General features: G+C 64.3%; 22 protein-coding genes and 1 tRNA gene. 8 read left to right on the top strand and 15 right to left on the bottom strand.

What is annotated here, in order from left to right; genetic code table 11:
• Nucleotides 1-360: 360 nt before the first annotated feature.
• The gene (locus tag CQ039_RS02550; protein WP_105562261.1) at nt 361-816 is read right to left on the bottom strand and encodes a hypothetical protein; all 456 of its coding nucleotides are present in this window, start codon (nt 814-816) and stop codon (nt 361-363) included.
• A 4-nt stretch (nt 817-820) separates the two neighbouring features.
• Nucleotides 821-1,399: a DUF4142 domain-containing protein gene (locus tag CQ039_RS02545; RefSeq protein WP_105562262.1), complete on the bottom strand. Its 579-nt coding sequence runs from the start codon at nt 1,397-1,399 to the stop codon at nt 821-823.
• Nucleotides 1,400-1,635: 236 nt separating this feature from the next.
• On the opposite strand from CQ039_RS02545, the gene CQ039_RS02540 reads away from it, so the two are divergent.
• Complete coding sequence (locus CQ039_RS02540; RefSeq protein WP_105562263.1) at nt 1,636-1,851, top strand: hypothetical protein; 216 nt, start codon at nt 1,636-1,638, stop codon at nt 1,849-1,851.
• Between the two features lie 201 nt (nt 1,852-2,052).
• Here the strand turns inward: CQ039_RS02540 and CQ039_RS02535 are convergent, their stop codons facing one another.
• A complete protein-coding gene (locus CQ039_RS02535) occupies nt 2,053-3,288 on the bottom strand; it encodes an MFS transporter (protein WP_105562264.1) in 1,236 nt (411 codons plus the stop codon).
• Nucleotides 3,289-3,413: 125 nt separating this feature from the next.
• On the opposite strand from CQ039_RS02535, the gene CQ039_RS02530 reads away from it, so the two are divergent.
• A complete protein-coding gene (locus tag CQ039_RS02530) occupies nt 3,414-4,259 on the top strand; it encodes a helix-turn-helix domain-containing protein (protein WP_199183543.1) in 846 nt (281 codons plus the stop codon).
• A 149-nt stretch (nt 4,260-4,408) separates the two neighbouring features.
• Here the strand turns inward: CQ039_RS02530 and CQ039_RS02525 are convergent, their stop codons facing one another.
• The gene (locus CQ039_RS02525) at nt 4,409-4,909 is read right to left on the bottom strand and encodes a pyridoxamine 5'-phosphate oxidase family protein (RefSeq protein ID WP_105562265.1); all 501 of its coding nucleotides are present in this window, start codon (nt 4,907-4,909) and stop codon (nt 4,409-4,411) included.
• Nucleotides 4,910-5,783: 874 nt separating this feature from the next.
• Between CQ039_RS02525 and CQ039_RS02520 the strand changes: the two genes are divergently transcribed.
• Nucleotides 5,784-5,996 (top strand): hypothetical protein, encoded by a 213-nt coding sequence (locus CQ039_RS02520; protein ID WP_105562266.1) that lies wholly within the window; start codon nt 5,784-5,786, stop codon nt 5,994-5,996.
• Between the two features lie 233 nt (nt 5,997-6,229).
• Here the strand turns inward: CQ039_RS02520 and CQ039_RS02515 are convergent.
• The 4 genes from CQ039_RS02515 to clpX all read right to left on the bottom strand — a co-directional run bounded on the left by CQ039_RS02515 (nt 6,230) and on the right by clpX (nt 10,769).
• Nucleotides 6,230-6,306 (bottom strand) — tRNA-Val (locus CQ039_RS02515).
• A 41-nt stretch (nt 6,307-6,347) separates the two neighbouring features.
• On the bottom strand, nt 6,348-6,623 hold the full coding sequence (locus CQ039_RS02510; RefSeq protein ID WP_105562267.1) for an HU family DNA-binding protein: 276 nt from the start codon (nt 6,621-6,623) through the stop codon (nt 6,348-6,350).
• 121 nt (nt 6,624-6,744) lie between these two features.
• Nucleotides 6,745-9,144, bottom strand: coding sequence for an endopeptidase La (lon, locus tag CQ039_RS02505; protein WP_105562268.1), 2,400 nt, complete (start codon nt 9,142-9,144; stop codon nt 6,745-6,747).
• A 356-nt stretch (nt 9,145-9,500) separates the two neighbouring features.
• Nucleotides 9,501-10,769 carry an ATP-dependent Clp protease ATP-binding subunit ClpX gene (gene clpX / locus CQ039_RS02500; protein ID WP_105562269.1) on the bottom strand — a complete coding sequence of 423 codons (1,269 nt, stop codon included), beginning with the start codon at nt 10,767-10,769 and terminating at the stop codon, nt 9,501-9,503.
• 193 nt (nt 10,770-10,962) lie between these two features.
• Here clpX and CQ039_RS02495 point away from each other — a divergent pair, with 193 nt between their 5' ends.
• Complete coding sequence (locus CQ039_RS02495) at nt 10,963-11,610, top strand: HAD-IB family hydrolase (RefSeq protein WP_105562270.1); 648 nt, start codon at nt 10,963-10,965, stop codon at nt 11,608-11,610.
• A 26-nt stretch (nt 11,611-11,636) separates the two neighbouring features.
• On the opposite strand, the gene CQ039_RS02490 is transcribed toward CQ039_RS02495, so the two are convergent.
• The 4 genes from CQ039_RS02490 to tig all read right to left on the bottom strand — a co-directional run bounded on the left by CQ039_RS02490 (nt 11,637) and on the right by tig (nt 15,185).
• Nucleotides 11,637-11,957, bottom strand: coding sequence for a hypothetical protein (locus CQ039_RS02490; protein ID WP_105562271.1), 321 nt, complete (start codon nt 11,955-11,957; stop codon nt 11,637-11,639).
• Nucleotides 11,958-12,047: 90 nt separating this feature from the next.
• Nucleotides 12,048-12,689 (bottom strand): ATP-dependent Clp protease proteolytic subunit, encoded by a 642-nt coding sequence (locus CQ039_RS02485; RefSeq protein WP_003165321.1) that lies wholly within the window; start codon nt 12,687-12,689, stop codon nt 12,048-12,050.
• Between the two features lie 113 nt (nt 12,690-12,802).
• Nucleotides 12,803-13,720: a hypothetical protein gene (locus tag CQ039_RS16505; protein WP_146112084.1), complete on the bottom strand. Its 918-nt coding sequence runs from the start codon at nt 13,718-13,720 to the stop codon at nt 12,803-12,805.
• 121 nt (nt 13,721-13,841) lie between these two features.
• The gene (tig, locus tag CQ039_RS02475) at nt 13,842-15,185 is read right to left on the bottom strand and encodes a trigger factor (protein WP_105562273.1); all 1,344 of its coding nucleotides are present in this window, start codon (nt 15,183-15,185) and stop codon (nt 13,842-13,844) included.
• Between the two features lie 171 nt (nt 15,186-15,356).
• On the opposite strand from tig, the gene CQ039_RS02470 reads away from it, so the two are divergent.
• Nucleotides 15,357-16,058 (top strand): MBL fold metallo-hydrolase, encoded by a 702-nt coding sequence (locus tag CQ039_RS02470; RefSeq protein ID WP_105562274.1) that lies wholly within the window; start codon nt 15,357-15,359, stop codon nt 16,056-16,058.
• Between the two features lies 1 nt (nt 16,059).
• Here the strand turns inward: CQ039_RS02470 and CQ039_RS02465 are convergent, their stop codons facing one another.
• Nucleotides 16,060-16,335, bottom strand: a complete 276-nt coding sequence (locus CQ039_RS02465) for a hypothetical protein (RefSeq protein WP_105562275.1) — start codon at nt 16,333-16,335, stop codon at nt 16,060-16,062.
• Between the two features lie 220 nt (nt 16,336-16,555).
• Between CQ039_RS02465 and CQ039_RS02460 the strand changes: the two genes are divergently transcribed.
• Nucleotides 16,556-16,786: a general stress protein gene (locus CQ039_RS02460; RefSeq protein WP_105562276.1), complete on the top strand. Its 231-nt coding sequence runs from the start codon at nt 16,556-16,558 to the stop codon at nt 16,784-16,786.
• Between the two features lie 68 nt (nt 16,787-16,854).
• On the opposite strand, the gene egtB is transcribed toward CQ039_RS02460, so the two are convergent.
• Entirely contained in the window at nt 16,855-18,999 is a 2,145-nt protein-coding gene (gene egtB, locus CQ039_RS02455) for an ergothioneine biosynthesis protein EgtB (RefSeq protein ID WP_199183542.1), read from the bottom strand.
• A 173-nt stretch (nt 19,000-19,172) separates the two neighbouring features.
• Here egtB and CQ039_RS02450 point away from each other — a divergent pair, with 173 nt between their 5' ends.
• A complete protein-coding gene (locus CQ039_RS02450; protein ID WP_105562278.1) occupies nt 19,173-19,754 on the top strand; it encodes a sigma-70 family RNA polymerase sigma factor in 582 nt (193 codons plus the stop codon).
• 84 nt (nt 19,755-19,838) lie between these two features.
• The gene (locus CQ039_RS02445) at nt 19,839-20,075 is read left to right on the top strand and encodes a hypothetical protein (RefSeq protein ID WP_105562279.1); all 237 of its coding nucleotides are present in this window, start codon (nt 19,839-19,841) and stop codon (nt 20,073-20,075) included.
• A 67-nt stretch (nt 20,076-20,142) separates the two neighbouring features.
• On the opposite strand, the gene CQ039_RS02440 is transcribed toward CQ039_RS02445, so the two are convergent.
• The gene (locus CQ039_RS02440) at nt 20,143-21,351 is read right to left on the bottom strand and encodes an acyl-CoA dehydrogenase family protein (RefSeq protein ID WP_105562280.1); all 1,209 of its coding nucleotides are present in this window, start codon (nt 21,349-21,351) and stop codon (nt 20,143-20,145) included.
• Nucleotides 21,352-21,374: the final 23 nt, after the last annotated feature.

Raw genomic sequence — 21,374 nt, 5'->3', positions numbered from 1 at the left:
GCCCGGGATCTCGTCTGACGTCAAAGCCCGCCTAGTCGCCGCCCCCAAGCTGGACCCGACAAGCGGTCGCAAGGGACGGATCAGCGAAGGGAAGCCATGCCCGAGCGGCCCGGAAGCCGGGACAATCTGAAGGCCTGGATTGAGTAGACCTCACCGCTCCGCCCGTCCCGGATCGCTACCCCTGCCAGGCCTTGAGCCTCGAAGGCGGCAGCCAGTCGCAAGGCGACCGCCTCGTCTGACACGCACGTCGCCATGTCATGGTTTCTGCAAACATAGCTGACCAGATAGGGCATGCCTCTTTCCCGGTGCCGGACCAACCTTCGCCTCGCCGGTGTGAGCACGGGTCCGGCGGACTTCTCATCAGGCTTTTCTGGCGGCCTCCAGTTTCCGGACGAGTTCCGCCTTCTTCTTCCTGAAACCCTGCTCCGCCGCCTCCCGCTCGGCCTCGATCCTGCGCCCTTCCTCGTCAAACCGGGCGCAGGTCCGCGCATGGGATGTCTCAAGGTCCTGCAGCGCGTCCGCCAGGGCTTCGATCCGCCGTATTTGCGCCGGCGACGGCCCCGCGGGCGTCGGCCTGCGGGCCTGACGCGAACCGATGCGGCCCAAGTCCACAGCAAGGCCCCGCTCGATCACCGTCCCCGGGCGGGCGCGCGCCGCCGCCTCGTCCTCGTTCTCCACCGCCTCGCGCGCCAGTTCTGAAGCGAAGATGTCCTGCTGGATGCCCCATGCGGCCAGCGCCTTGGGTCGGGATGAGGCCGCCACCGTGAAGCGATGGAAACCGTCAGACCACTCAAAGACCTTCAGCCGCGGGGCCACTGGCCTATCCCGAGATGGCCGTCTGGATCTCCCTCGCCCTCTGAAGGTGGGCCTCGATCTTGGCAAGGACCGTGCGGGCGTGCGCCGCCAGGGCCGGCGCATCGCTATTGTCCGCGAAGCCCCGATGCAGGGTCACGGCTTCCTCATGGGCCGCCACCTGCTGATCGATGTAGACCTTGTCGAAATCGTTCACGCCGGCGGAGCGAAGATTGTCGAGAAGACCCTTGCGGCGCTGGTCCAGATCTGTCGGGATAGCGATGTCAGGCGCCGCCGTCGCGACCGCCGTCTTCAAGGCCGTGCTGGCGGCTGTGTGATCGGTCTTGATCATTTTGGCCAGGGCCTTGACGTCAGCGCGCTTCGCGCGCTCGAGCGCTATGTCCGCCGCCTGGATTTCATACATGTCGCCCATGGCCGCGGACGGCGCATAGGCGCTCACGAGGTTGGCCCCCATGGTGGCGGCGGACGTCTGTCCGACAGGGGCGGACACGGCGTCCTGGGCCTTGTCGACCGCTTTCTCTCCGCCCTGCGGGCTGCAGGCGGCGACCAGGACGGTCAAGGCGACGAGGGTCATGGCGCGATGCATGCTGGTGATCTCCTGAATGTGTGATCCTTCAAGCGCCTCGCTGGCGATCCGGTTTCCTCTCCCAGGGCCGTCCGCCCTTTCACTCCCGCCCCGCCGCCATGGAAGCCTGTGTCGGGAAGACGACACTCGAACCCGACGGAAGCCTTAAGCCGCTCGACGCTCCAACGCCTTCTCGACCTTGTGTCGGGTAGCCGCCATCCACGAACGGTTTGGCTCGCCGCGCGTAGAACCTTTCGATGGCGACCTATGACTACACGCTTCGCGGGCCGGAGCCCGCCATGGTGCTCCAGGGCGTATCCGCGACAGACGCGGACGCGCGCCGTGAGGCCATCATGTTCTTGTCGGAGATGATGCGGGAGCAGCCCATTCGCGAGGGCGGAGCCTTCGCACTCGAGGTCGTGGTCAGCCGCTCCGGGATAGAAATCTGTCGAGTGGCGGCCTCGGTTTCCTGACCCCGCACTCATCCGCCGCATCGCGGGAGCTTCGGGAGGAAGGCGGCCGGTTACGCCAAAGGGGGGCAATCACGAAGCCGACCGCCTGCAGACTCCTCCCAGGGAGAGTGCAAGGATCCAACGTCCTTCTCCTCCCTCAGGTCCCTATGTCTGGAAGACGACACAGCGCCTCCTCAAGTAGGGACGCCCGTGCTCGCGCCCCTAGCTCCGACCCGTCGCCCCCGACTTCTTCATGTCAGGAAGCAGGGCGGTGATCAGGCCCAGAAGCGGCAGTACGGCGCAAAGCTTGTAGACCCAGACGATGCCGTTGGCGTCCGCGAGCAGGCCGAGGCCTGCCGCGCCGATGCCGCCGATGCCGAACATGAGACCGAACATCAGGCCTGACACCAGGCCGACACGGCCCGGGACGAGCTCCTGCGCATAGACGACCAGGGCCGCGAAGGCTGAGGACATGATGAAACCGATGGCGATCGAGAGGACGGTCGTCCACCCCAGGTCGACGTAGGGCAGCAACAGGGCGAAGGGCGCAGCGCCGAGGAAGGACAGCCAGATCACGGCCTTGCGACCGATCCGGTCGCCGATCGGGCCGCCGGCGAAGGTTCCCGCCGCCACGGCCGCCAGGAAGGCGAACAGGTGGAACTGCGAATCCTGAACCGAGAGGGCGAACCGCTCGATGAGGTAGAAGGTGAAGTAGTTGGTGAAGGCGCCGATGTAGATGAATTTGGCGAACATCAGCACGGCGATAACCGCCAGGGCGCCGATGATCCTGCCCCGGCTCAGTTGGGGGCCTTCGCTCAGGGTCCTGGCCGCGACCATGGCGTGAGGATTGCGAATACGCCAGCGCGTGACGCCAAAGAGGACCCAGATCGCTGTCACTGCAGCGACCGCCAGCCATCCCACAGCGGTAAGGCCCAGGGGCAGGATGATCAGCGAGGCCACCAGAGGCCCGATGGCTGACCCGGTGTTCCCGCCGACCTGGAAGGTCGATTGCGCCGTGCCGAACCGTCCGCCTGAGGCGAGACGGGCCACACGCGAGGCTTCCGGGTGGAAGGTGGCGGACCCCACCCCGATCACCGCCGAGGCGACAAGGAGCATGGCGAAGCTGCCGGCGGTCGCCAGCAGGCCGATCCCGATCAGGGTGGCGAACATTCCGCAGGGCAGCAGATAGGGCTTGGGATGCTTGTCCGTATAGAAGCCGATCCAGGGCTGAAGCAGCGACGCCGTGAACTGGTAGACCAGGGCGACAAGGCCGATCTGGGTGAAGCTCAGGGCGAACTTGGTCTTCAGCATCGGATAGATGGCCGGCAGGACCGCCTGAATGAGGTCGTTGAGGAGATGGGCGAAGGCCACGGCGCCGACGATCCCGATCAGAAAACGTGGCGAGGTCGCCATATTGGGGACCGGTTGCGCGTCTGTCAGGTCTGTCGGAATGGTCATCAGCGCGCTCGATACAATCGGACCGACGCCCCGCGTCCGCCCCTTCACGGAGCGCTATAGCAAGTTGACCTACATCCCACTTCGATAGACGAGACATTCAGTTCTGAGTCTGGGACAATCCATCCATGGTGCTCCAACGCGATGACATGGACGAAGTCCCCAGAGCCGTCGTGGCTCTGGGCCGCCGCTACCCGCCCGCCTTCGAGCTGGGCGAGCACCGCCATCGCCGGGCCCAGTTTCTCTACGCCGCCAGCGGCGTCATGGTGGTCAGCACCCCGCATGGCGCCTGGGTGGCGCCTCCGGAACGCGGCGTATGGATACCTGGCGAGACGCCCCACGCCGTGAAGATGGTCGGTTCTGTGCAGACCCGCAGCGTCCTGATCGAGGCCGGCGAATGCGCGGCCAGATCCAGGACGTGCGAGGTCGTCGCCGTCTCGCCGCTGCTGCGCCAGCTTCTTCTGGAAGCCTTCGACATACCCGCCGAATACGACCTCGCGGGGCGCGACGGTCTCGTCATGAGCCTGCTGTTGACCGAGATCGACAAGGCGCCTCCGGCGGGCTTCGCCGTCCCCTTCCCGTCTCACGCCGCCCTGGCCGAGCTCTGTCAGGCCTTTCTGAACAGGCCCCATGCAAACGCCACCATCGACGGTTTCGCCGACCGCCTCGCCATGAATCGACGCCGCTTCACGCGTCTGTTCCGACAGGAGACGGGACTGAGTTTTGGAGAATGGAGGCAGAGGGCCTGTCTGGCCGTCGCCTTGCCCCGGCTCGCGGCCGGCGAAGCCGTCACAACCATCGCGCTCGACCTCGGCTACGAGGGAGCCGGCAACTTCTCGACCATGTTCAAGCGCCAGGTGGGGGTCGCCCCGAGCCTCTATCTCCCCCCTTCAGGCCATAACGCTCGAACCGGGAACGCGGGCTACCGATTGCAGGCCCAGGGAGAGCTCGCCGATCCAGAGGCGGACGCCTAATGCAGCAGGGCCGTCACGGCCGTCCTGTCCGCCAGGCTCAGTCCTCTCGCCGCATATGTCTGTCCCGCCCTCGCCAAGGCCGCGCGCGTGGCGGCGGTTGGACTGAAAACCCGACGATTTGACGCTCGCGCAGGGCCTGCCACGGTTCGTCAGCTCAGATTAACGTCCGCGACCCCGCCAGCGTCAGGCGTGCTTTTGGTCAGGTTTGCCTTGAGGATCTGGTAGCCGAAGCCGAGCACGCCCGTGTCCGAAACCCAGACCCGACCGTCATCGCCATCAAAGCGTATGAGAGTCAGATGCGGATCGGCCTTTCCATCGGGATACCAGGCCGCAACGACGGGGTTCCAGAAGCGGTCGATGCGCTCGCGATCCAGATCGATCGCCAGCCTCCCGTGGATACAGGCCTGAAGCTTTTCGTCCTTGGCCTGGTAACAGAACATTCCCATCTGACCGCCGGCGGCGACGTCTCGAGCGAAGTCCGTGTCGTTGCGCGTGAAGAACCAGATCGTCCCGGTTTCGGGCTCGCCAAATCCAGTCATCGGCTGGTGATGATATCCTGGACGGTCGATCCCCAGCATGCCCGTGTTGGACTGCTTGAGGCTTTTCCAAAACGCCGTCTCCGCCTCAGCTGGAGTCAGATGATCACTCATGAAACGTCTCCTTGTGTCAGCGATCAACCGATCGGCCGGAAACAGGTTCCTGAGCACATAAGGCGGCATAGCGGCCCCGACCCCGGCAATTGTCCAAGGCACAGATATGATCGCGAGGTCCTTACCTTAGGTGTCGTCCCCCGTGGACGCAGGCGCCCCGTCGTCGTCTCCTTCATCGCGATTGTGCGTGACTGATTTGCGCCTGCTCCGTCTTATGGCGACGACGGCGATAGCGGTGAACACAACACCAAGACCGAAGAGAACAAAGTTCATCGGTCATCTCCTGGTCGAGAGCGGGGCTGGTGAGCACCCTCCCCCGGTTGCGAGTGAGTGGACTTGCAAGCCTGATATGCAGGATGGCGGTCCGTCATAAGGGAGCAGGATGGCGGTCCGTCATAAGGGATAAGCGTCGATCGTCATCCTGACGTTCCGAAATGACCGGATGGATACTCTTGTGCACCTGGCGCGCGCGAGCAGGACGCGAGGGCAGGTATGCGCGGCTCTCACTCCAACGCAACAATACCTTGGGCGAGGACGCCAAGGCTCACGAGAGTGAAGATGGCGGTGCCGCAAATCATCAGGATCAGAAATTTGCTTCCGAGACGCTTCATCGACACTCCTGGAGCATTGCGAAAAGCGCAAAGGGGTTGGCGCAGAGTGTCCTACCGCCGAGCGTAAAAAACTTATTCGGAAATTCCCGACCGCGGACTGAAACACGGAAGGGAAATAATGATACCAACATAGGTTAGGACGCGCAGACGTTCTTCAGTGTAGCCTTGGTGTATTGCAGGCTGGGATCATCCAGGCGCCTGCGACTGGAAGAGATCGGTAGCGCACGCCGCAAACTCCCGCCGTTTGGTCTGAGAGATTTGCCATGGTCTACTTCTGCTTGATCGAAACTGGTGGCCCGACCCCCTCGCACCTCGAGATCCTGGAAGCCGAATGCGCCCAGGCCGCCACAAGCGAAGCCACGCGACTGATGGCGCGGCACGCCAGCGCTGTCATGGTGCATGTGATCCACGGCGATGAAACCGTGGCCTCGATCCCGGCAGCAATCGCCACGACTGGGTTCGACAGAGCCGATTGATCAGGCTCGGGCGTCTAGTCGACGCCACAACAACCCTTCATGCGAAAAAATCATCAAGCGCTGATCGCTTGGGGTCCCAAACAGGCCTCAAGGGGCCAGAACCATTTCAGGACGTTTCAGCGAAATCCGCAGAAACTGCCCCCCTATTGCCCCCCTTGACCCAATTTGTTCCGAACTCGGAGCATTTGGCGTCGCTAGATTTCCAGCAACTCACTGTATTTTATGAGAAATAATGGTAGGCGGCGACGGGTTCGAACCGCCGACCCTCTCGGTGTAAACGAGATGCTCTGACCAGCTGAGCTAGCCGCCCTCATGACGTGTGCGTCAGGCGCGCTTAATGCCTGTGTCCGCTCAGCCGTTCAAGGCGCTTTTCAATCCTTCCCCAACCCGGAAGCGGGCGGTGCGTGAGGCCGGGCGGGCGATAGCCTCGCCGGTCTGGGGGTTGCGGGCGGTTCCGGCCTTGCGCTCGACAGCGATAAAGCTGCCGAAGCCGACCAGCCGCACGTCACGTCCATTCGTCAGCGATGCGGTCACATTGTCGGTAAAGGCTTCCAGCGCCAGCTTGGCCTGATCACGGCTGATGCCCGCAGCCTCGGCCATAACGCCGATCAACTCGGTCTTGTTCATTGGTTCTGCTCCCCAGCATTTTCCCCGGGGCGCACTTAGCGCCTTCCTGACGCGAACGTCAAAAGCAACGCGGCCCGGGTTTCCCCGGACCGCGCGCTGATCGTCTGGATTGTCGTCCGCCTTAGTGGCTGACGGCGGTTCCGTCTGGCGTCGACGGAGCCTGCGGTGCGGGCAGCAGCGGCTCGGCGGCCTCGTCCCACTCCACCGGCGTCAGCGTGCCGGTCAGGGCCCACTTCAGCGCCTCGTCGGCGGTCGAGATCGGGATGATCTCCAGCGCCGCCTTCACGTTGGCCGGCACGTCCTCCAGATCCTTCTCGTTCTCCTGAGGGATCAGCACCGTCTTCACGCCGGAACGCAGAGCCGCCAGCAGCTTCTCCTTCAGGCCGCCGATGGCGGTGACCCGGCCGCGCAGGGTGATCTCGCCGGTCATGGCGATGTCCTTGCGGATCGGGATGCCCGTCAGGACCGAGACCATGGCCACGGTCATGGCCGCACCGGCCGAGGGACCGTCCTTGGGCGTCGCGCCGTCCGGCACGTGCACGTGGATGTCGGTCTTCTCGAACACCGGCGGCTTGACGCCGAAGGCCAGAGAACGGCTGCGGACGTAGGAGGCGGCGGCGGAGATCGACTCCTTCATCACCTCCTTCAGGTTGCCGGTCACGGTCATGCGGCCGCGGCCCGGCATCTTGATCGCCTCGATGGTCAGGATGTCGCCGCCGAACTCGGTCCAGGCCAGGCCGGTGACGATGCCGACCTGATCCTCGGAGTCCGTCTCGCCGTAGCGGAACTTCTTCACGCCCGCGTATTCGGCCAGCTTGGCCGCATCGACGGTGATCGAGACGGCCTTGGTCTTGGCCATTTCGCGCACGGCCTTGCGGGCCAGGCCGCCCAGGGCGCGTTCCAGCGAACGCACGCCGGCTTCGCGGGTGTAGTAGCGGATCAGGTCGCGGATCGTCTCTTCCGGGACGATCAGTTCGCCTTCCTTCAGGCCATGATCCTTGAGTTGCTTGGGCAGGACGTGACGCTTGGCGATCTCGACCTTTTCATCCTCAGTGTAGCCGCTGACCCGGATGATCTCCATCCGGTCCATCAGGGGCTGAGGCATGTTCAGACTGTTGGCCGTCGTCACGAACATGACCTGCGACAGGTCGTAATCGACCTCCAGATAGTGGTCGCCGAAGGTCGAGTTCTGCGCCGGGTCCAACACCTCCAGCAGGGCCGAGGACGGGTCGCCGCGCCAGTCGGAGCCCAGCTTGTCGATCTCGTCCAGCAGGACGAAGGCGTTGGTCGTCTTGGCCTTCTTCATCGACTGGATGATCTTGCCGGGCATGGAACCGATGTAGGTCCGGCGGTGACCGCGGATCTCGCTTTCGTCGCGCACGCCGCCCAGCGACATGCGGACGTATTCACGCCCTGTCGCCTTGGCGATGGACTGGGCCAGCGACGTCTTGCCGACGCCGGGAGGGCCGACCAGGCACAGGATCGGGCCCTTCAGGCTGCCGGTGCGCGCCTGGACGGCCAGATACTCGATGATCCGTTCCTTGACCTTCTCGAGGCCGTAGTGGTCCTCCTCGAGGATGTCCTCGGCCTTCTGCAGGTCGATGGGCTTGGTCTTGGCCTTGCCCCACGGCACGGACAGCAGCCAGTCGAGGTAGTTGCGGACCACGGTCGATTCCGCCGACATCGGCGACATGTTGCGCAGCTTCTTCAGCTCCGCATCGGCCTTGGCGCGGGCCTCCTTGGACAGCTTGGTCTTGCGGATGCGCTTTTCGAGTTCCAACAGTTCGTCGCGCGTGTCGTCGGTCTCACCCAGCTCGCGCTGGATCGCCTTCATCTGCTCGTTCAGATAATACTCGCGCTGGGTCTTCTCCATCTGGCGCTTCACGCGCGAGCGGATCTTCTTCTCGACCTGAAGGACGCTGATCTCGCCCTCCATCAGGCCATAGACCTTCTCCAGACGCGCCGGCACCTCGATGGTTTCCAGCAGGCCCTGCTTGTCGGCGATCTTCACCGACAGGTGGGCGGCCACGCTGTCGGCCAGCTTGGACGGGTCGTTGATCTGCGGAATGGAGCTGAGGGCCTCGGGCGGGACCTTCTTGTTCAGCTTCACATAGTTTTCGAACTGCTCGATCACCGCGCGCAGCAGGGCTTCGCTCTGCGAGGCGTCGCCTTCTTCATCGGCGATCTCGACAGCTTCGGCCTCATAGTAGTCTTCGCGGTCGGTGAAGCGCGTCAGGCGCGCGCGGCCCTTGCCTTCGACCAGCACCTTCACGGTGCCATCGGGCAGCTTCAGCAGTTGCAGCACGGTCGCCAGGACGCCGGTCTGATAGATGGCGTCCGCCACCGGATCGTCGTCGACGGAGTTCTTCTGGGTGGCGAGCAGGATCTGCTTGTCGCCCTTCATGATCTCATCCAGCGCCCGCACGGACTTCTCGCGTCCTACGAACAGCGGCACGACCATGTGCGGAAAGACGACGATGTCTCTCAGCGGCAGGACGGGGAGGATTTTGCTCTCGGTCATGATGCGTACTTTCCAGGGCCTTCGTGGATCTCCGGCCCACTAAGCCGATCCGTCTCGGCGCGAATGCCTCAACATCTCGACTCAGCCCGCCGTTAGTGGCGGCTTTCGTATGAGTATGTGGCGCTGCGAACGCCGTGTTCAAGCGTAGCGGACACAAGGCCCACAGAAGCGTGAAACCGTGGTGACGCTGGACAGGCCATCCAGCCCTGGAAACCAGGCAGGTCGGATCGTGCTTTCGTGGCGCTGTGACGGCTATTTATCGCCGTCGCCCCCTGTGGCGCCGTTTCATCAGGGGACGAAGCGAAAGGGGCGGCCCGTCGCCGGACCGCCCCCTGCGTTTATACCTGGCGTTAGCCTCAGGCGGCGCCGTCGGCCTTCTTCTTGGAAGCTTCCGAGTAGATCAGCAGCGGCTGGGCGCGACCCTCGATCACCTCGGCGTTGACCACCACTTCCTCGACGCCTTCGAAGGTCGGCAGTTCGAACATGGTCTCCAGCAGGATGCCTTCCAGAATGGAACGCAGGCCGCGGGCGCCGGTCTTACGGGTGATCGCCTTCTTGGCCACCGCCGACAGGGCGTCGTCGGTGAAGGTCAGCGTCACGTTCTCCATCTCGAACAGGCGCTTGTACTGCTTGACCAGGGCGTTCTTGGGCTCGGTCAGGATGGTGACCAGCGCCGCCTCGTCCAGGTCTTCCAGCGTCGCCAGAACCGGCAGACGGCCGATGAACTCGGGGATCAGGCCGAAGCGCATCAGATCGTCCGGCTCGACGCCCTTGAGGATGTCGCCCGTGCGGCGCTCGTCGATTTCCTTGACCTTGGCGCCGAAGCCGATCGAGGCCCCTGCCCCACGGGCCGAGATCACCTTTTCAAGGCCGGCGAAGGCGCCGCCGACGATGAACAGGATGTTGGCGGTGTCGACCTGCAGGAACTCCTGCTGCGGATGCTTGCGGCCGCCTTGCGGAGGCACGGAGGCGACCGTGCCTTCCATGATCTTCAGCAGGGCCTGCTGCACGCCTTCACCCGACACGTCGCGGGTGATCGACGGGTTGTCCGACTTGCGCGAGATCTTGTCGATTTCGTCGATGTAGACGATGCCGCGCTGAGCCCGCTCGACGTTGTAGTCCGACGCCTGAAGCAGCTTCAGGATGATGTTCTCGACATCCTCGCCCACATAACCGGCTTCGGTCAGGGTCGTGGCGTCGGCCATGGTGAAGGGCACGTCGATGATGCGCGCCAGCGTCTGGGCCAGCAGCGTCTTGCCCGAGCCGGTCGGCCCGATCAGCATGATGTTCGACTTGGCCAGCTCGACGTCGTTGTTCTTCGTCGCGTGGTTCAGGCGCTTGTAGTGGTTGTGGACGGCGACGCTCAGCACCTTCTTGGCGTGGCTCTGGCCGATCACATAGTCGTCCAGGACGTCGCGAATCTCCTTCGGAGTCGGAACGCCGTCCTTGGTCGTCTTGAAGGCGATCTTGTGCTCTTCGCGGATGATATCCATGCACAGTTCGACGCATTCATCGCAGATGAACACGGTCGGTCCCGCAATCAGCTTGCGGACTTCGTGCTGGCTCTTGCCGCAGAACGAGCAATAGAGCGTGCTTTTGGCGTCTGTGCCGGCGGCTTTGGTCATAGACCCTTCTCACTCCCGCGATCCGGCCCGACATGGGACGAAAGGCGCTTACCTCGTCATTGATCCGTGAATCTATGCACGAAGGTCTTCAAAAAAAGACAATCACCCATCACACGTTCCGCCACAACCCTGTTGCGACACGACAAAGCGCGAACAGGGACGGACAGGACAGTTTCTATGGGGATCACGGCTAATGTCTGACATGGGCGCCGCACAATCGTTTCGCCAGTCCCCCGCCGGGGACCGTCCTATCGTCGCTTTCGATTTCGACGGCACCCTGACGATTCGCGACAGCTTCACCGCCTTCCTGCGCTGGCGGGCGGGCGCGGCGGGCTGGGCCATCGGTCTGGCCAAGATGGCCCCCGCGCTCGCAGCCTATGTCGGCGACCGCGACCGGGGCCGGATCAAGGCCGCCTCGGTGCGTGAATTCCTGCTGGGCGTGGAGCGCGCCACGCTGGAGGCCGAGGCGGAACATTACGCCGATCAGGTCTGGGATCAGTTCATGCGCCCGGACGCCCTCGCCTGCTGGAAGGCCTGGGGCGACAAGGGCGCGCACCGCGTCATCGTCACCGCCTCGCCGGAGACGACCGTCGCTCCCTTCGCCCGCCGCCTGGGGGCCGAGGGCCTGCTCGGAACCCAACTGGTGTTCGACGCTCAGGACCGCGTCACCGGCGCCTTCGCTGGCGAGAACTGCCGAGGCATGGAAAAAGTGCGACGCCTGCGCGAGGCCTATGGCGACGACATGACCCTGGCCGCCGCCTATGGCGACACCTCGGGCGACAACGAAATGATCGCCATCGCCGCGGAAAAAGGCTTCCGCGTCTTCACCGGCCGCCCCTGAGAGACGCCCGAACGCGCAGCGGGCGGTCAGTGGCCGTCGGCGTCCACGTCAAACACCATGGCCCGACCGCGTGAGGTCGGGTTCCAGCCCGCCTCCATCGCCGAGACTACCGCGTTGCGCACCGCATCGACGTTGACCCGCTGCTTTTCGACGTCCGGCCGGCCATTGGGGCGCAGCGGCGGCGGGAACTGGATGATGGCCTCGCGCTTGAAGTCGACCAGACACAGGGTGACGGCCATCCCCTCCCACACCCCGCCCGACTTGGGCTGAGGCTGGCGGCGGATCTCCCACTCATAGATGTCCCCGTCGACTTCGACGGTGCCTTTGGAATCGCGCGTGTATTGCATGGCCGCCTGATAGCACGGGCCGCAAAACGATTCGAGGCGGAGCCCGTCGCCGGGCCCCGCCTCGTTCAGTTCAGGAACTGAAGGTCAGGCTCAGGGCGCTTTCACGCCATCGTCGTCGGCCTGGGTGCGCTTGTCATAGACGTGGTCCACGATGCCCCATGCCTTGGCTTCTTCGGCGGTCATGAAGTGGTCGCGGTCCAGGGTCCGCTCGACTTCCTCATAGGTCCGGCCGGTGTGCTGGACGTAGATTTCGTTCAGACGGCGCTTGGTGGCGATGATGTCCTCGGCGTGGCGCTCGATGTCCGAAGCCGTGCCGCGGAAGCCGCCCGAGGGCTGGTGCACCATGACGCGCGCGTTGGGCAGGGCGATGCGCTGGCCCGCTTCACCGGCGGTCAGGATCAGCGAACCGGCCGAGGCGGCCATGCCCATGACCACGGTCGAGACCGGCGACTTGATGTATTGCATGGTGTCGTAGATCGCGAGCGCCGAGGTCACCTGACCGCCGGGGCTGTTGATGTACATGCTGATTTCCTTCTTCGGGTTTTCCGATTCCAAGAACAGCAGCTGGGCGCAGATCAGCGAGGCCATGCCATCCTCGAACGGGCCGGTCAGGAAGATGATCCGCTCACGCAGCAGGCGCGAAAAGATGTCGAACGACCGTTCGCCGCGGCTGGATTGTTCCACCACCATCGGCACCAGGTTGTTGGAGATGTAGTCGATCGGATCGCGCATAAAGGCCTTCTCGAATGCTTGAGGGCAGCGACTCACAGAGCGCACGCCTGTCCCCTACGATATCGCGTTGCAGAGGGCACTGCGCAAGGCGTCACCTTGGATTCAGCATGACCTTAATTTTTCACCCCACCCTCCGCCTTCTGGTCAGCGCGCCGGATTTCCCTCGTCATACTCGATGCGTGGTCATGCGAGTTGATGCGTTCGGAATAGGCCCCATAGAGCGATGCCAGATAGGCTCGATCCCAATCCGACAGCCCATGAACTGATCCAGGGCGGCTAAAGAGATTCAGCACCGTTTCATGCCGACTGGTGTCGCCCGCCGCATCGATTTGGGCCAATGCCACCAGCGCAAGATAGTCGCTCAGTTCAGATAGAAGAAAGTCTTCTGTCTTGGCCAAGTCAACTATGATGATCACTTTATTCATGTGATCGGCAATGGGTCGCCCCTTGTTGACCAAACCTTCGCCCGGCACAAATATCGGATCGACATCCCCTGGCATACGAATGGCACGCTGCCCCGTCGCGCCGACAACGGGCATGCTAACATGCCACCAGCGCACAGGTACGTCCGCGCTTTGAAATAGCTGTAGCGCTCGCGCGCCTCGATCCAACTGCGAGCTCCAACCGCTTCGGAATACCTGCGGCTCAGCCTCCACGAGAGTTGAAGCCAAGCCTGACCCATTATCCGTAAAAATGATAACCACGTTCGGCTGACACCCCGGCGCTCCGACTCTCAGACCGTAAGAGGCTGCTACGCCTGCAACATGGTCGATCAGAGGCTGAGCAACCCGCTGTTCGATGTTCACAGTCCCGATGCACAGAGCATAATGCCAGCGCGCTAGCCCACGGCCAGGTGGCGGCGCCGCCACATTCTCAACGAAATGCTCGACCTCGTCACGCAGACGACGCCTGGAGACTTCCACGTCTTCGATCTGAACCGGCGCATCCTCGACACCGCTGACGCCTGGAACCTCTTGGGGCCCCGCCCCAACAAGGGCCCCAGCCATCAGCGCGACCGCCCAAGCCGACATCCTCGCGCTCCACATGCATCGACAAAAACCACCGGTACATTAGGGGAGTGCTGCAAAAATGCAAAAAGGGGCGGTCCGCATGGGACCGCCCCTCAATCGCTTCTAAGGTCAGAAGAGAGGGTTAGCCCTCGTCTTCTTCCTTCAGCAGCTCTTCCTTCGAGATCGGCGTGTCAGTGACGTCGGCGACGCCGACGATCAGGTCGACGACCTTCTCTTCATAGATGGGCGCGCGCAGCTGGGCGGCGGCGTTCGGGTTCTGGCGGTAGAAGTCCAGAACCATCTTTTCCTGACCCGGGTAGTTGCGAGCTTCGGCCATGATGGCGCCCGACAGTTCCTGGTCCGTCACGCCAACGTTGTTGGCGCGGCCGATTTCGGCGAGCACCAGACCCAGGCGCACGCGGCGCTCGGCGATCTTCTTGTACTCGGCCTTCAGTTCGTCTTCCGACTTCTTGGCGTCCTCTTCCGGCAGGCGGCCGGCGTCCTTGTCAGCCGACACCTGGGCCCAGATGCCTTCGAACTCGGCTTCCACCATCTTCGGCGGCAGGGCGAAGTCGTGGGCTTCGTCCAGTTGGTCCAGCAGGGCGCGCTTCAGCTTGAAGCGCGCGGCGCCGGCGTACTGCTGGTCCAGGTTGGCCTTCAGCAGCTCTTTCAGCTTGTCCAGCGACTCCAGGCCGATGCGGGTGGCGAACTCGTCATCGATCTTGGCTTCGGCTTCAGCCTTGATGGCCTTGACCTTGACGTCGAACGTGGCGGCTTTGCCGGCCAGGTTCTTGGCCTGGTATTCTTCCGGGAAGGTGACCTCGATGGTCTTCTCTTCGCCGACCTTGGCGCCCTTGAGCTGCTCTTCGAAGCCCGGGATGAAGCGGTTGGAACCGATCACCAGGTCAGCGTCTTCGGCCGAACCGCCTTCGAACACTTCACCGTCCAGCTTGCCGACGAAGTCGATGGTCAGTTGGTCGCCTTCAGCGGCCTTGACCGACTTGCCGGTCTTGTCCTCGTAGGACTTGGCCTGCGAGGCCAGTTCCTTCAGGGCTTCGTCCAGGTCCTCGTCCGAAGCGGTGTAGGTCGGGCGCTCCAGCTTCAGGGTCTTGGGGTCGACCGGGGTGAAGTCGGGCATGACTTCCAGCGACATTTCGTAGGCCAGGTCTTCCTGACCGGCGATGACCTTGTCCATGTCCGAGATCAGCTTCATCTCGGCCGGAGCGGCCGGACGCAGCTTGGCTTCATCCAGGGCCTTCTGGCTGGTTTCGTTCAGCGAGGCGTTGATGATTTCGCCCATGAAGTCACGGCCGAAGGTCTTCTTGACGTGCGCGGCCGGCACCTTGCCCGGACGGAAGCCCTTGAGCTTCATCTGGGGCGCAACTTCCTTGATGCGCGCTTCCAGCTTTTCGTTCAGCTCGGCTACCGGGATGGTCACCGCGAGCACGCGGCTGAGGCCTTCGTTCGACTTTTCGACGACTTGCATGGTCGGGATTCTGACGCTCTGTGGCGACGCCGAACGGCGCGCGCGGTGGATAAAGCAATAGGGCCGCCCTTTTGGAGCGGCGCCTCGAAGCCCGCCCTTATGTCGAGAAGGGGCCGAAAGGTCAACGCGCGCGGGTTCCTTTGCCGCCATCCCCTCGCTATCTGAAGGACCATGAGCCAGCCCGCCTCCCCCATCGGCGTCTTCATCACGCCCGTCACGCCGCTGCAACAGAACTGCACCACCGTCTGGTGCACCCGGACAAACAAGGCCGCCGTGATTGATCCGGGCGGCTCGAGCGATGCGATTCTGGGCGAGATCGCGCGGCGCGGCCTGACGCTGGACGCCATCTGGATCACCCACGGGCACCTCGACCACGCGGGCGGCGCCGCAGACATGCAAGAAAAGAGCGGCGTGGACATCATCGGCCCCCACGCCGAGGACCAGTTCTGGATCGATCTGATTCCCACCCAGGGTCAGAAGTACGGCCTGCCCGACGCCCGCACCTTCACCCCGACGCGCTTCCTGGCTGACGGCGAGACGCTCACGCTGGGCGAGACGACCTGGGAGGTCTTCCACTGCCCCGGCCATACGCCTGGCCATGTCATCTTCTTCAACCGCGAGGCCCGCTTCGCCCAGGTCGGCGACGTCCTGTTCCAGGGCTCAATCGGCCGCACCGACTTCCCGCGCAGCGACCACGGCGCCCTGCTGCACGCCATCACGCAGAAGCTGTGGCCGCTGGGCGACGACGTGACCTTCGTGCCGGGGCACGGCCCGCATTCGACTTTCGGCGCCGAGCGGCGATCCAACCCCTATGTGTCGGATCAGGCGATGTCGCGCGCGCCCATCGCGCGTCCGGCTTCAGGCCCTTCCTGATCTAGCGCGCGGCCAACAGACCGATGATCACCCCGACCCCAAGCGCATAGAACGACGCTCGCATCGGTTCGTCGCGAATGGCGTCGCGCGCCCGTTTGACGCGCCGGTCAGCCCAAGCGCGCGCCTCTGCAGCGTCTTCACGAACCGCCTCATGAATCGGTCGCGGCTGGACGCCCCTGGCGATGATGGAGTCCGCCGCCTGCTCCAGTCTCAGGCCCTCGGTCGAGGCGCCGTTGATGATCTCCTCGGGCAAGGCGGATGTGCGAGGTTCTGCCATGAGCAATCTCCGGGGGGTTGAGGGGTCGTTTTTCAACCCGTCGGCGCCCCGCAGGTTCCTGATCGAACACGCCTCGCTGGTTGCTCGCTCGCCTCTCCCCCTCCGTAGTCGCGCCAAACCGGCCGCCGACAGAACAATGAAATCGTTCTTGTTCGGAACCGCATCGACGGCGCCGGGTTCTTTCCGGCAAGCGCCACCGTCTTTGAAAGGAACAGCCGAAATGGCCGAAGGTCAGCCCACCCGCGGGTCGGGTGTTTCCAAACGAGGATTCGCCTCGATGGACCCCGAACGCCAGCGCGAAATCGCCCGCAAGGGCGGCGCCAGCGTCCCCAGCGAAAAGCGCAGCTTCTCGCAGGATCGCAGCCTGGCGGCCCAGGCAGGCCGCAAGGGCGGCGAAGCCTCGCACGGCTCGCGCAACAAGACCGACAGCGACACCCCGCCCAAGGGTTGAGCCCTTCCGTCTGACATCAAGGCGGCGCAGTCATGGCTGCGCCGCCTTTTTGCCGTGCATTGAAAGGCTCAGGCTACCAGCAGAGCCAGACCGACCGCCGGATCAGGCCCCACCTCGAACACCTCCAGCCCCCAACCGGCCCCATGCGCCAGCGCCGTCACCGACCTCCGGTCGAACTTGCGCGAGCTTTCGGTGTGGATGGTCTCGCCCTCGGCGAGACGGAAGGCCAGCTTGCCCAGATGCACCGTCATGGGCCGTGTCGCCTTCAGGTGCATCTCCATGCGCGAATGCTCGGCGCTCCACACCGCGACATGAGCAAAGGCCTCAGGCTCGAAGTCCATGCCCAGTTCGCGATTGGCGCGGATCAAAAGGTTGCGATTGAAGGCGGCCGTCACGCCTTGGGCGTCATCATAGGCCGCGACAAGAACCTCGGGCGACTTCACCAGATCGACACCGAGGATGAACAGGCTCCCATCGCCCAACACCTCGCGCGCCGACCGCAGCAAGGCGACCGCCGCCTCGGGCGTCAGATTGCCGATCGTCGATCCAGGGAAGAAGCCGATCCGACGCCCCGGCCCCGCCTCGACGGGCGGCGGCGACAAGTGCTCGAAGTCCCCGACCATCGGTAGAACCCTCAAACCCGGATAGTCGGCCCGAATGCGCTCGGCGGCTTCGTTCAGGGCGGTCGGGCTGATGTCGATAGGGACGTAGGCCGCCAGATCAGGCGCGGCGTCCAACACGATGCGCGTTTTCTCGCTGGCGCCCGAGCCCAACTCCACCAGCACCGCGTCCGGCCCGAACCGCCCGGCCCATTCCGGCGCGACCCAACGCAACAACGCCGCTTCCTGCCGGGTAGGATAGTATTCCGCAAGACGCGTGATCTCTTCGAACAGGCGCGACCCCTCGGCGTCATAGAACCACTTGGGCGGCAGGGCTTTCACCCGGCGCGACAGGCCGTTGATCATGTCCTGGCGAAAGGCGTCATGGGCGCCCTCATCCTCGACCTGCGCTCCGTCCGTCGCCAAGCGGACCCCGGCGAACATCCAGCGCTGATGGGGATAGTAGAAGTTGCGATAGCTGGGCCGCGCATGCCCCTCGGGCGTAGCGAAGGCCCCGCCGCGCAGGACCATCTGATTGGCCATGAACTTGCCGTTGTATTCCGCCGCGGTCCCCTCGGTCGGACGGAACCCCGGATAGGGGGCATAGGCGCTGGCCGTCCATTGCCAGACCTCGCCCGCCAGGTTGGAGAAGGCCGCCGGATCACGCCGCACCGCCTGTTCCCATTCCGCCTCGGTCGGCAACCGCCGCCCCGACCATCGGGCAAAGGCGTCGGCCTCATAGAAGCTGACATGACGCACCGGCGCCGCCGGATCGACGGGGCGGCGCCCGCACAGGGACATGGCGCTCCACCCGGCCGCCTCCTCGCGCCAGTAGAGGGGCGCCGTCCAGCCTTCCGCCCTCACCCGCGCCCAACCGTCCGCCAGCCAGAACTCGGCCCGCCGATAGCCGTCGTCATCGATAAAGGCGATCCAGTCCTTGTTGGTGACCAGGTCCGCCGCCAGCGAAAAGGGCTCCAGCCAGACCCTGTGCGCCGGCCCCTCGTTGTCGAAGGCGAAGCTGTGGCCGTCTGCGCCGATCTCCGTCAGCCCGCCCTCAAACGAAACCCAGCCGCCGCTGCTGGCCTCGGTGACGCCCCGGCGCGGTTCGACCGCGTAGGCTGCGGAGTCCAGCGGCGACCGTGACATCAGGTTCAGCATATCCATCAGGAACAATTCCTGATGCTGCTGCTCATGGTTGAGCCCCAACTCGAACAGGTAGCGTTCCTGCGCGCTCAGACCCTCGGCCAGCCGCGCCTCCATCCGGCGGTCGATCTCGTCGCGATAGTCCATGACCTGATCCAGCGGCGGCCGCGTCATCAGCCCTCGTTCGGCCCGATCGACCCGCTTGCCCAAGGCCTCGTAGTAGGAGTTGAACAGTTGGCTAAGCTTCTCGTCGACGGCGACATAGTTTGGTTGGCGGGCCAGGATCATCGTCTCGAAGAACCAACTGACATGGCCCAGATGCCACTTGCCCGGACTGGCTTCAGGCATGGACTGGGCCCCTAGGTCTTCCGCCGTCAGGCCCGCGGCGAGACGCCGCATCTGCGCCCTCACCCGCCGATAGACCGCAGCGTCCTGTTCAATGGCAGGGGATGCCCGAAGGGGTTGGCTCATTCGCTCAATGCTCGCTGAAGGCTGATCCATCCGCTCTTTTGAATGCCGCCTGACGCACGCGGTTCCGTGTGTTCAAGGGGCGTCGCTGCGCGGAACGGTCGCGCAGAGCCCGCGTTTCCGCCACGCGCCCTCCACTATCGGATCGCGCCGCCCGGCTTCAGGATTCCCGTTGCATGCCCCATGTTCGCGTGCCTGACGGGCCGCAGGACAATGGCCCGAGCTATGCCGCTTCCCGCCGCGCCGTCGGCATCGTCGATCCGGTCGACTGGCGTCATGCGATCACCGACCTCCTGCCCTCGTTGCGCGCCTTCGCCTTCACCCTGTCGCGGAACGCCGCCGACGCCGACGACCTGGTGCAAGAGACTCTGACAAAGGCCTGGGCGCACCGGGCGCGGTTCGAGCCGGGCAGTAATCTGCGCGCTTGGCTTTTCACCATCCTGAGGAACAGCTGGTACACCGGCGCCGCCAAACGCCGCCGCGAAGTGCCCGACGAAGAAGGCCGCTACGCCGCCAGCCTGACTGCCGAGGCCAGCCAGGAATGGACCGCCGAACTGACCTCGCTCCAGGCCGCGCTGAACGCCCTGCCGCCCGAACACCGCGAGGCCATCGTCATGGTCGGCGCGGCCGGTCTGTCCTATCAGGAAGCAGCCGATATATCGGGCTGCGCCGTCGGAACCATCAAGAGCCGCGTCAACCGCGCGCGCCATCGTCTGGCCCTATTGCTGGAGATGGAACCCCCTGTCGAAGCTGACTAAAATGTAATCCTCAGGGACAGCTAGGCAGGAGGAACGACCCCTCGTTTTCTCGGTTCCATCTCTCAGAAACCGGGAGAGTCGACCATGATGAACCCCATCGAAAACGAAGTCCGAAATCCGTCCGACCAAGAAGCGCTGTCGCCTGCCCAGGCAGACCCGCCACAGGTCAAGAAGACCGGTTTCGCCCACTGGATCAGTCAGCACTTCGGCGCAGAGCCGCCCCATCGCCACAGCGAGAATTTCTTCATCAGCGACGTAACGGAAGGCGGCATCGGCTCACACCATCGCCATCAGCTGTTCCGGCCCGACAAGCGCCAATAGCGGCTGAAGACCGGCTCGAGGCGGCATGAAAACGGGGCCTTGGCGATCGCCACGGCCCCGTTTTTATCTAGCGGCGCAGCCCGCCGTGCTTAGCGTATTCCAGCCGCGCGATGGCGCGGTTGTGCACCTCGTCTGGACCGTCTGCGATCCGAAGCGTCCGGACCGTGGCGTAGAGTTCGGCCAGGGGGGTGTCGCCGGAAACGCCCGCCCCGCCAAAGGCCTGGATGGCGTCGTCGATGACCTGCAACGCCATCTTGGGCGCCGCCGTCTTGATCTGAGCGATTTCGGACTTGGCGCTCTTGGCCCCCACCTCGTCCATCATCCAGGCGGCCTTCAACACCAGCAAGCGGCACATCTCGATATTGGTGCGGGCCTCGGCCACCCGTTGCTCCCACACCGAATGCTCGGCCAGGCTTTTGCGGAAGGCGGTGCGGCTCAACAGGCGCTCGACCATCAGTTCCAGGGCTCGCTCCGCCGCCCCGATCACGCGCATACAGTGGTGGATGCGGCCTGGCCCAAGCCGCCCTTGCGCGATCTCGAACCCTCGGCCCTCCCCCGCGATCAGGTTTTCGACCGGCACGCGCACATTCTCCAACACCACCTCGGCGTGACCGATCGGCGCCTCGTCATAGCCGAACACCGACAACATCCGCTCGACGCGGAAGCCCGGCGTGTCGGTCGGCACAATGATCTGGCTCTGCTGCTGGTGCGTGGCCGCCTGGGTGTCGGTCTTGCCCATGACGATGGTCACGGCGACGTTGGGGTGGGCCATGTTGGTCGACCACCACTTTCGGCCGTTGATCACATAGTGGTCGCCGTCGCGGACGATGCTGGTCTGGATATTGGTCGCATCGGACGACGCCACCTCCGGCTCGGTCATCAGGAAGGCCGAGCGGATCTCGCCCGCCATCAGCGGCTTCAGCCAGCGTTCCTGCTGCATGGCGTCGCCGTACATGTGCAGGACTTCCATATTGCCGGTGTCGGGGGCGTTGCAGTTGAACACCTCGGCCGACCAAAGCCGCCGGCCCATCAGCTCGGCCAGGGGCGCGTATTCAAGATTCGTCAGCCCAGCGCCGTGCTCGCCCGGCAGGAACATGTTCCAAAGCCCCGTCTCCTTCGCCCTGGCCTTCAGCGCCTCCATCACCGGGGCCTGGACCTTGGGATTGGCGTGGACCTGGGCGCGGTATTCCGCTTCGGCGGGGACGACATGCTCATCGATGAAGTCCGACAGGCGTTCGCGCCACATCAGGCCGCGTTCGGAGGGGGCGAAATCCATGATCGTGTCCTCAAACTCTTCAC

The organism is Brevundimonas sp. MYb52, assembly GCF_002979535.1.
In the GTDB taxonomy this organism is placed as follows: Bacteria; Pseudomonadota; Alphaproteobacteria; order Caulobacterales; family Caulobacteraceae; genus Brevundimonas.
The sequence above is the reverse complement of the archived record's forward strand: the minus strand, read 5'-3'. Positions and strand labels throughout refer to the sequence as shown.